This is a genomic window from Arsenicibacter sp. R0_47, from assembly GCF_057652235.1.
Map to the genome: position 1 here is coordinate 1 of NZ_JBYFCJ010000068.1, position 6,689 is coordinate 6,689.

Here is a 6,689-nt window from a genome sequence, read left to right on the forward strand (position 1 = left end):
GTCATCGTTTTGTAGTTTCGTCACCACAAAAATAGGACATACTGGTTCTTGCCTTTTTTTATGAGAAAGCCCTGTAGGCTGATGCCCCACTCGCGTTTGCTGACAAGGTAACACTATTGGGGCCGCAGCCAATGGCCCCGATCCGGCTAACAGAAATCGCTCCGGGGGGACATAGCTGGTGCCTGGTGATAAAGACGTTACACTATAACATCCGTTGGCAGCAATGGCCGATACAGAATAGACCCCGGTTGACTTGATTATAATGCTGTTACCTGATGCTGTAAAGCTTCTGGGGCTGGCAAAGCTATAGGAAACGCCGGTTGTACTGCTATTTGCAGTTAGGGTCAACGTCTGGACACTACATGACAGCAGCCCGCTATTGGTCGCCGAAAATGAAAGATCCGGACTACCTGTACTACTGCTAACGAATGTAGTTGCTGTTCTGACACAGCCATTGGCCGGGTTGGTTGCTGTAACAGAATAGGTTCCCTGGCCATTCACGCTGACGGCGGCCGGCGATGTATTGACGATGGCGGGTCCGTCAAATCTAAACGTAGCCCCCTCTGTAGTACTGCTGGCAGTAAGGTTAATTTCCGTATCTGAACAAGTCAGGATCCCATTTTTGGTAGCCGTAAGGCTAACACCTGGCTGGGTTGTGTTGCTGCTTATGGATTGTACCGGTGCCCGCAAAAACGACGAGGTGCCGGGTCTGACCTCTCGGTTATTGATATAAAGGGCTGTTAGTTCTACCCGTGGCTGGTATGGATCGTCCCGCAGAAAAGCAGGCTGAAACGAAGTAATACCTTCCACCCCACCCATAATAATCTGATCATTAGCTAGCTGCAGGTAATGAAACCGGTTAAATTCATTCGCCAGCAAACCATCTTCCGTTGTATAGTTTCGTGTCTGAAACGTTTTACGGTTCAGACGGCATAGGCCTTTGTTGGTGCCAATCCACAAATTTCCGTGCCGATCCGGTAATGCCGAGTAAATCACATCATTGGGAAGCCCCTGCTGCACGGTGATTCGCCGGCAGCGGCCCGTACGTTTATCAAACGCACATAACCCTTTACCAGAAGTACCGATCCACAGCCGGTCCGGATCAGAAGGATCGGCCGACATACATTATAACTCATTGCTGCTGAGCGAGGATGACTGATCCGGCAGATGAACGTATTCCCGCAGTTGTCCCGTTTTCCGGTCGAGACGAAGCAGCCCCTGATTGACAGTTGCTAACCAGAATGCGTGTCGGTCTGCCACGAGCTGGATAATTTCAACCGGTTGTTTTCGGTTAATCTGATAGTCCGAACGGATCCACTCAGGCCTTGAAGGATCCGTTGACCAAAAGTAGTGCTGACCATTTTGCCAGTGCACCAGCCAGATCCGTCCTTGCGGATCAGTTGCCAGCGGTGCATTTATGGCCCCGAACGTAACGGGTAAATCGACTCGTTTACCCTGACGGGTGACCGGATTGATGTGATAGACCGCCGAACTACCGATTGTCGCCCAGATGTTACCCGATCGATCCAGCGTATACCGGAATTTATTTTGATCAGGTCATAACAGACTAATCCGGCACCACTATAACTCAACCATAGCCGGTTCTGCCGGTCAGCGAAATAGGCTTTCGGCTCAAGCGTTGCAAAAGGCTGGCCGGCCAGCAGCCTGGAAATGTCCGTGAATTGACCGGTTGGCGTATCCAGCCGGACCAGTTGTTTTTGACTGGATGTAATCCATATACGTCCCAACTGGTCAGATTGTAGTGCTTCAACGCTGGAAAACGGAAGAATCTGGTTGCCGGTTGCCTGCTCTTTGTAAACGTTGAACTGATTACCATCGTAGCGACACAGGCCATCGTGGGTCGCCATCCAGATGAAACCATGGCGATCCTGCACAATACCAGCTACAAACCCCTGGGGTAAGCCCTGCCGATCGGTGATGTGGTCCGGCTCAGGCAGGCTTCCGGGCTGAGCCGGCAGGTAATTCGTCCACAGGCCGAGCGTCATCCAGAGCACAAACCTGAATCATAACAGGGTTATTGCCCTCAGTATCGTCACGTGCTGTTTGTTTAGTTGAATCCACCAAATATACGGCCTGAATCATCCATAACGATGTTATTCAAGGTTGAAATACCAGAATCTACTAAAGCCTTTTTTTTAAACCGGTAACTGCGGGATCCTGCTAAAGCGGTTTGGACAAATCGCCGGAATCACAGAACCACACACATTACCTACACCTGAACGGAGCCAGCATGCACTAGTTGAACGAATGGCGGAAAGCAAGCGGAGTCGAGTTAGTTTTGTTCCGGAAGAAATTACTGAATGACTGGGGATGCCCGAAGCCCAGCTGCCAGGCAATCTCGCTGATGGACAGATCGGTCGTCGATAATTTTTCTTTAGCCTTTTCAATCAGTTTCCCGTGAATGTGTTGTTGCGTATTTTGTCCCGTTATCGCCTTTAACAAACTGCTCAGATAGGTAGGCGATAGATTGAGTTGCTCAGCCAGAAACCCAACCGTTGGTAAACCGTGCTCTTGCAACGCTTCGCTATCGAAACAGGTATCAAGAACAGCCTCAAACCGGTCAAGCAGTTTGTGATTGGTAATCGTACGGGTGATAAACTGGCGTTGGTAGAACCGGTCGGCATAATTGAGTAAAACCTCAAGCTGCGCGATAATGATAGGCTGACTAAACTTGTCGATCGGCGCCTGATACTCCTGCCGGATCTGCTCAATAATCCCCACTATCACAGTTTCTTCGCGCTCCGACAAAAATAAGGCCTCACGGATGGAATAGTCGAAGTAGTCATGTTGCCGGATCGTTTTGGCGAGGGGGGTATTCCACAAAAAATCAGGGTGCACCATCAACAACCATCCGGAATGTTCATGCGACTCGCCGGCTGTCACGGAAAGCACCTGACCGGGGGCCAGAAAGACCATCACGCCTTCGTCGAAATCGTAGTCCTGCTGGCCATATTTCAGCCGGCCGTTGAAATTCCATTTCAGCGCGACCGAATAAAAATTATTTACAACGCTTTTCGGCCGGTCTGTCATCCGTGGCTTGACATCGTCGAACCGTACCACACTAATAAGCGGGTGAATTGGTTTAGAAAGGCCGGCAAACTGATGATAGGCAGCGATCGTTTCATTCCGGTGCAGCGACTCATTTGACATAGGATACGTGTTTGGGTGATGAACGTGAGCGGGTTAGTGTCGTGCGGGCGGAACGTCGGCTTTGAGTTTTAATACTTCCTGCTCCAGGTTATTTCCACACGCTGTCCTGATCACAGCCTGTATAACAACGATAATGCTGCTTTTAGTGCAGTAGGTTTCCGGCCCAGTAATTTCTCCAGATCATTGCTAATAATGTCTTCCTGCCCGTTGGCGATGTCGGTAATAAAGCCAATTGTCCGGCGCACTACAGCAGCAGGTAATCCGAGTTCGAGTAACCTTAGTTCAAAGGTCTCCGGCGGGGCCGGCGTATACGTGACAGTCCGGGCGGACAGGACCGTCAGGGCGGCGGCTATATCATAAAAGGAATACGATTCACTTCCGGTAAGCTGGTATGTCCGGTTATCATCGGATTCGCTTGCCAGAGCATTGGCTATTGCTTCCCCCATTTCACTACGGAGGGCAAACGCCACCCGACCCTCACCGGCTGGCAGAAAAATACCCCTCTCAAAAACAGCGGCGCCGCCGACAAACTGCGGTATAGCATCCGTGTAAAGAATGTTCTGAAAAATCGTGTACGGGATACCACTTGCCTTGATATCATCTTCGGTTTGAAAATGTCCGTCCATCAGCCGGTTAACGATCGTGGCGCGGTTGTTTAGCGCACGGCTTGTGTAGGCGATCCGCTTTACCTGTGCTTTCCGGGCAGCATCCAAGACATGCTGGTGTTGGCGAACCCGGTTATCTTCATCCATTCCGGCAATCAGCAATACGGTGTTGATACCCACCATGGCGCGGTCGAGTGAGTCCGTATCGTCGTACGTACCAACGTGGATGGTAACGCCTTGCCGGGCAAGGGCATCGGCTTTGGCTTTATCCCGCACAAAGGCGGCAATCTGGCTGGCCGGTATTATTTTTAGCAGCTGTTGAATGACGGCATTTCCTAACTGGCCGGTTGCCCCGGTTACTAAGATCATAACGGTATTGGTTTGGTCAGCACAAAGGTCTGGTAAATCCGATACCGACAGGTAGCCGGATTTGTGATTGTTGTAGCCGGATTAACTGATCCAGCTACAACAACAGACATGCTGTCCACTTTACCTCCCAAAGAGTACAGAAAACAGCTTAACGGAAGTTCCTGACCACATACTAACCAGCGGCTCAACCTTCTCACCCTATATAAAAAAACGGGCGGCCACGTGGGGCCGCCCCAACAGTGGTTATGGGCAAGCCGTGCCACTTACGGCAACGTTCTGTGAAACAACGCAATTGCCGCTGTAGACCGTCAGCGTATAGGTGCCGGGCTTGATTACATCAGGGAAGACCGCTGTGTGCTCACCTGCCGTCCGGAACACCACCGAGAAGACGTAACCCGACGGACTCGTTAATACGTACCGGTCGCCATAACCGCTTGCCCGCACTGATAACGAACAAACACCACTCCCCAGCGTACCCGTCGCCTGTGCACTGCTGATCGTCGGTTGCACACCGCCTTCTGTAACCACTACTGTGTTCGATACGACGCAACCTGACTGCCCGGCAACGCCCGTGTAGCTGCCGCCCGCACTAACGCTGAAAATACCCGTACTGTTAGTCTGACTATAGCCGCCCGGCCCCAGTAAGGTGTAGCTCGTGGCACCCGATGCCTGCACCTGAACAGATGTCGTTAGCACCCCGCAACCCAGTGTACCACCGGCAGTTACGGTAGTGGTGCCTAACAGCGACCCCGACACAACAGCACTCGCAGTGGCTGTACAGCTACCGGCATCCGTCAGCGTGACGGAGTAGGTGCCTGCCGCAGTAACCGACAGTACGGAACTTAGTGAACCAGTAGACCAGCGGACACCGCCGACCCCAACGGCCGATAAACTCACTGTCGGACTGGCGCAACTGATGAGGGTAGAAGATGAATTGATACTCAGGCCCGGAGCAGCCGTCGCACTCACGACCGTTGCCGAACTAACACTGGTGCAGCCGTTTCCGCTCGACAGTGTTACCGAGTACGTACCGGCCGACGCCACGCGGATAGTCGTTGATTGAGCGCCCGTCGACCAGCGGGCATCGCCCGAACCGACTACTGACAAGACTGCCGATGTACTGGCACAGGTCAGCGTAACCGCAGACGGTGTAATGCTCAGGCTGGGAGGAGCATTATCGGTATCAATCACAATACTCGTTTGACTGGTACAGCCGGCGGCATTCGCAACCGTTATCGAATAGGTCCCGCTCATGTTTACAATCGCGGTACCGGCAGCAGCGTTCTGGCTGACGATACCGCCCCCGCCTGCCCGGACAAATGTATAGGAATTACCCCCCGACGCCGTGAGGGTTAAACTGGTTCGCGCACACGTCAGGGTGCCTCCGTTCCCCGCAGTCAATACAGGTGTCGGGGAGGCCGGATTCGTCAAAGAGACGGTAGTATTCTCACGTAACACACAGCCCGTCCCCGGCTGGCTCAGTGAGAAGTTGCTGTAACTACCGACAGGCAGATTCGGTACTATAAATGTGCCACCGCTTACGGTAACCGGTTTAGGGCTTCCGGTCCCTACATAACTTAGTGAATAACTGCCGGACGGCAACGTTGTGGTAAAGCTGATACTTCCGGTTGCACCGCAGCTAGCCGGATTAGCGGTTGAACTGATACCCATCGTCGGGCAGTTGACCGTCAGATTGAACGGATCAGCCACAAACGAGCAGCCGTATTGGTTGGTCACCGTCAGACTCACCGGAAACACGCCCGCTTGTGTTGGGGTACCGCTAATGACCCGATAGTTGGGGTTTGACGTCACAACGCTCAGGCCCGGCGGCAGCCCCCCAAAGTCAAAGGTGTACGTGCTGGTGCCGGTCAGGTACCAGATAAACGCATTCTGCACGTTTATCCCTGCTGTGGCCGTAGCCACCGTCGGCGTATTCACCGTCAGGCTCGGGCAGTTGACCGTTAATGAATAGCTGCTCAGCACCGAGCAACTGCTGGCATCTGTTGTCAGCACTGTAACTGCAAACGTGCCGCTTTGAGTTGGTACGCCATTGATCAAACCGCCCGTAGTGAGCGTGAGCCCCGGCGGCAGCGTTCCCTGTAGCTGTGAAAAGGTATACGGCTGGACGCCGTTGGTGACCGAAAAGCTCTGCGAAAAGGAGACACCGATGGTACCTGTAGTTACCGCTGGTGCCGTAACCGTCATCGCCGCCGGATTAGTCAGCAAGATGGTGGTATTCTCCTCTAACACACACCCCAAACCGGGCTGGCTCAGCGAAAAGCTGCTGTAACTACCAGCCGTGAGACCAGTGAGGCTAAATATACTCCCGCTTACGGTAATCGATCTCGGGCTTCCGGTACCTACGTAACTCAGGGAATAACTACCGTCCGGCAGCGTTGTTGCAAAACTGATGCTACCGGTTGCACCGCAGGTAGACGGATCTGTAGTTGTATTAATGCCCATTATAGGGAGGTTCCCAACATTCCGGGAAAATGTTTCGTCAGATAGTGGTATCGTATTAACTTGCAAGGTGTTATAGCTTTT

The 6,689-nt window shown here is 52.6% G+C and carries 6 protein-coding genes; all 6 read right to left on the minus strand.

Translation table 11 applies throughout. From position 1 onward, the window contains the following. A partial coding sequence (locus tag AC23NW_RS35630) for a two-component regulator propeller domain-containing protein (RefSeq protein WP_487455418.1) occupies positions 1-1,122 on the minus strand: 1,122 nt, incomplete at its 3' end. Positions 1,123-1,125: 3 nt separating this feature from the next. Beyond that, positions 1,126-1,260, minus strand: coding sequence for a hypothetical protein (locus tag AC23NW_RS35635; protein ID WP_487455420.1), 135 nt, complete (start codon positions 1,258-1,260; stop codon positions 1,126-1,128). 155 nt (positions 1,261-1,415) lie between these two features. Then, positions 1,416-2,006: a ligand-binding sensor domain-containing protein gene (locus tag AC23NW_RS35640; RefSeq protein WP_487455426.1), complete on the minus strand. Its 591-nt coding sequence runs from the start codon at positions 2,004-2,006 to the stop codon at positions 1,416-1,418. A gap of 250 nt (positions 2,007-2,256) precedes the next feature. Further along, on the minus strand, positions 2,257-3,171 hold the full coding sequence (locus tag AC23NW_RS35645) for a helix-turn-helix domain-containing protein (protein WP_487455422.1): 915 nt from the start codon (positions 3,169-3,171) through the stop codon (positions 2,257-2,259). Between the two features lie 110 nt (positions 3,172-3,281). Next, the gene (locus AC23NW_RS35650; RefSeq protein ID WP_487455423.1) at positions 3,282-4,145 is read right to left on the minus strand and encodes an SDR family oxidoreductase; all 864 of its coding nucleotides are present in this window, start codon (positions 4,143-4,145) and stop codon (positions 3,282-3,284) included. Between the two features lie 243 nt (positions 4,146-4,388). Further along, positions 4,389-6,608 carry a beta strand repeat-containing protein gene (locus tag AC23NW_RS35655; protein ID WP_487455425.1) on the minus strand — a complete coding sequence of 740 codons (2,220 nt, stop codon included), beginning with the start codon at positions 6,606-6,608 and terminating at the stop codon, positions 4,389-4,391. Positions 6,609-6,689 lie beyond the last annotated feature (81 nt).

What these genes read in the sequence shown, in the direction of transcription:
- AC23NW_RS35640 (WP_487455426.1), bottom strand. Translation starts at nt 2,006, where the DNA reads ATGACGCTCGGCCTGTGGACGAATTACCTGCCGGCTCAGCCCGGAAGC.
- AC23NW_RS35645 (WP_487455422.1), bottom strand. Translation starts at nt 3,171, where the DNA reads ATGTCAAATGAGTCGCTGCACCGGAATGAAACGATCGCTGCCTATCAT.
- AC23NW_RS35650 (WP_487455423.1), bottom strand. Translation starts at nt 4,145, where the DNA reads ATGATCTTAGTAACCGGGGCAACCGGCCAGTTAGGAAATGCCGTCATT.
- AC23NW_RS35655 (WP_487455425.1), bottom strand. Translation starts at nt 6,608, where the DNA reads ATGGGCATTAATACAACTACAGATCCGTCTACCTGCGGTGCAACCGGT.